This is a genomic window from Intrasporangium sp. (assembly GCF_036566125.1).
GTDB lineage: Bacteria > Actinomycetota > Actinomycetes > Actinomycetales > Dermatophilaceae > Intrasporangium.
Window position 1 is genome coordinate 1 of record NZ_DATCWX010000293.1, and the last position, 2,962, is coordinate 2,962.

Here is a 2,962-nt window from a genome sequence, read left to right on the forward strand (position 1 = left end):
CGTGCGCCGGGCAGCGCCAGCACCCGCACGTCCGTGACGTCGGCCATGGCGGGCGACAGTGGGATGTCACTCCAGCTGCCGGTGCGCAGCTCGTAGGAGCGGAGCGGTGTCGGCAGGCCGCCCGGGGCGGGGAAGGTGACCGCGTCACCAACCCACGTTGCGATCAGCGGCTCCTGCCAACCCGGCAGTTCGACGTGCCTCTCCTCGCGACCGTCCGCCGAGAAGAAGGTCACTGCGCCCCGGGCGACCTCGTCCGGACTCGCGCTGCCAGTGACGACCGCAAAGCCCCGTCGTCCCGGAGCGGCCACAACCTGCCGGATGTCCTCTCCCTCAGCGACGACGCTCGTCTCGAGATCGGTGCCCACGTGCAGGACGCGTGTGGCGGGCAGCGAGGTGCCGTCATGAGCGGCGAAGAGCCAGCCGTCGGCGACCTTGACCGGGTGGGACAGCAGCTGCACGTCCGCACCCAGCACGACCTGGCGACCGCCAATCCGCACAACGATGCGCCCGTTCTCTCGCCAGGCGGCGTAGCCAAGGTCGCGCCGGACCGCGGGACCGGGCGGCAACGCGGTTGCCCAGGCGTGGAGCCCGTTGACCCGGGCGACGTCGTCGATGCTGAGCGGCTGCTGTCCGACCGGCGCCTCCGATGCCGAGGTGGTCGGCGCCTGGGACGCGGCCGGCCCGACGGGGCGCTGCGGTGCCGGAGATGGCATCACCAGCACGGCGACGAGCGCGGCAGCGGCCGTCGCCGCGACACCCCCCATCGTGCCGAGCGCGGCGCGTCGACGGCGCTGTCGTCCCGCACGATCGATCAGCTCGACGCCGGCGGGCACCGGCAGCGGCATGGACCCAGCCCGCTCGTGCAGCGTCTCCTCGAGGGTTCGAGTGTTCAGGTCGTTCATCGCGCCTCCTCCGACACGAGCAGGTGGACGGCCCCCAGGCCGCGGAGGGTGGACAGTGCTCGGGACAGCTGGCTCTTCACCGTGCCGACGGCGCACCCGAGTGCCGCGGCGATGTCCCGCTCGGTCAGGTCCTCGTAGAACCGCAGCACCACCACGGCCCGTTGCCGTGGCGGCAGCTCCCGCAATGCCCGCCACATGGCGTCGCGCTCGGTCGCCTCGGTCTCCCACGATGTCGCAGCCGAGGTGCGGTCGAGGACGACCCGGTCCTCGAGCGCGGTCCGGCGTCGCCACGATCGCCAGCGGGAGATGTGGGTGCGAGCCATCGCCGACCGGGTGTACCCGAGCGGCGATCCCTCCTGACAGATCCGTTCCCAGGCGAGGTACACCTTGACCAGCGTTTCCTGCACCAGCTCCTCGGCCTCCGCGCCGCTGCCCGTCAGGACATAGCCGTAGCGGTGGAGCCGGTCGGAGTGCCCCCTGACAAAGGCCGTGAACTCGGCGTCCCGTTGCGCGTGGCCCCTCGTGCGCATGACTCCCCTGTCGTCCAAGCCCAGTCTGTCATCGCGTGTACGTCACCGATGGACGAGAAGGTTGCACGAGCGAGCGGAAAGGTGTCCCTGGGAGCCAGCACAGCGGCATACGGAACTAGCCGTATGCCGCTCAGCTCAGTTGCGCACGCAACCTGGCCACCCACGCGGGCTCAGTGCCGTAGCGCAGGGGCTTGACGAGGCGACCGTGCGCTGAGTCGTCGACGAGCTCTGCCATGCGCTTGTCCCGGGTCGCCTGCTGCTTTGCCGTGAGGACCCAGCTCGTGACCGTCTTGCGGTAGGACGCGGTGGCGCCGTCCCAGAACAGGGACGCCTTCGGGTCGGCGCGCAGCATGGCGTCGTATTCCGCTGGGAGCGTGAGCTCCCCGTTCTCGTAGGAGTAGATCCCCGACCGATCGTCGCGCCGTCGATCGAAGGCGGCCAGGCCCGCCGGGTGCATCCGCCCTGCCGTGGTCAGCTCCTCGACCGCCTTGATGTTGATGGCGCTCCAGTTGCTCGTCGGCTTGCGCGGAGTCCAGCGCTGGCGCCTGCTGTCCTCGTCGATGCCCTGCGACAGGGAGTCGATCCAGCCGAAGCAGAGCGCCTCCCTGACCGCGGCCTCCCACGTGAGGCCACGCGGCACGACGTGCTTCTTGTTGAGCCCCATCCACAGCTCGGTGGCCGTGTCGTGGTTGGCCTCGAGCCAGGCCCGGAAGTCGTCGGCATCGTCGAAGAAGACCGCCGGTCGCTCCTCGGTTCCCCCATGTCGCATGCCGTCGATCCTGCCACCCAGCGCCGACAGCAGAGCCGCAGGCACCGAGCGGCTGGGAGGATCAGCGTGTGACCGATCGCATCGCTCTCGCCGCCCGTAACAACGCCCAGTGGTGCGATGCCGTGTGCCGCTCGCACGGGCTGACCACCGTGCTCGACGACCTCGCCTGGACGAGCCGGACCAGGACACCGCCGTACTACCCGGACGCGGTGACCCTCTCCCCCCTCACGAGCGAGTACGACGTCCTCGCGCGGATCGACCCCGGCGACGGTGCCTCGGTCAAGGACAGCTGGTCGCGGTTCGACCTCACGACGGAGGACTTCGCGCGGCTCGTCGTCGGCGAATGGCTGTGGTTCGACACTCCGGACACCGGCGCCGACGGACGCGTGTGGCGTCGGATCGACGGGGCGGAGTTCACCGCGTGGGTGAGCGCCTGGGCACGCGATCCCGAGGATGCAGCGATCCTCCGAGCCGGTCTGCTCGACGAGCCCGGCGTGCACGTCCTCGCCGCCACTGACGGCGACGACCCCTTCGCCGCTGGCGCGATCGTCAACGTGACGGCTCCCGTGGCCGGTATCAGCAACACCTTCAGCCGTGACGCCGACGAGGTCCGCACGTGGCGCGGCGTGACCCGGGCGGCGCACGAGCTCGTCGGCACCATGCCATTTGTCGCCTGGGAGGCCGGCGACGGTGTCATGGCGGCTGTGCAGGCAGGCGGCGAGCGCCTGGGCCCGCTCACCGTCTGGATCAGCTGAGCCTCA

The 2,962-nt window shown here is 70.7% G+C and carries 3 protein-coding genes and 1 pseudogene; 1 reads left to right on the forward strand and 3 read right to left on the reverse strand.

The features are described from left to right. From VIR15_RS17610 to VIR15_RS17620, 3 genes and pseudogenes are all read right to left on the reverse strand, one after another. A pseudogene (locus VIR15_RS17610) lies at nt 1-902 on the reverse strand (hypothetical protein); the annotation flags it as partial. After that, the gene (locus tag VIR15_RS17615) at nt 899-1,432 is read right to left on the reverse strand and encodes a SigE family RNA polymerase sigma factor (protein ID WP_331930121.1); all 534 of its coding nucleotides are present in this window, start codon (nt 1,430-1,432) and stop codon (nt 899-901) included. The gene VIR15_RS17615 and the pseudogene VIR15_RS17610, both read right to left, overlap by 4 nt. A 130-nt stretch (nt 1,433-1,562) precedes the next feature. Further along, nucleotides 1,563-2,201, reverse strand: a complete 639-nt coding sequence (locus tag VIR15_RS17620; protein WP_331930123.1) for a YdeI/OmpD-associated family protein — start codon at nt 2,199-2,201, stop codon at nt 1,563-1,565. A 68-nt stretch (nt 2,202-2,269) separates the two neighbouring features. Here VIR15_RS17620 and VIR15_RS17625 point away from each other — a divergent pair, with 68 nt between their 5' ends. Next, a complete protein-coding gene (locus VIR15_RS17625; RefSeq protein ID WP_331930125.1) occupies nt 2,270-2,956 on the forward strand; it encodes a hypothetical protein in 687 nt (228 codons plus the stop codon). Nucleotides 2,957-2,962: the final 6 nt, after the last annotated feature.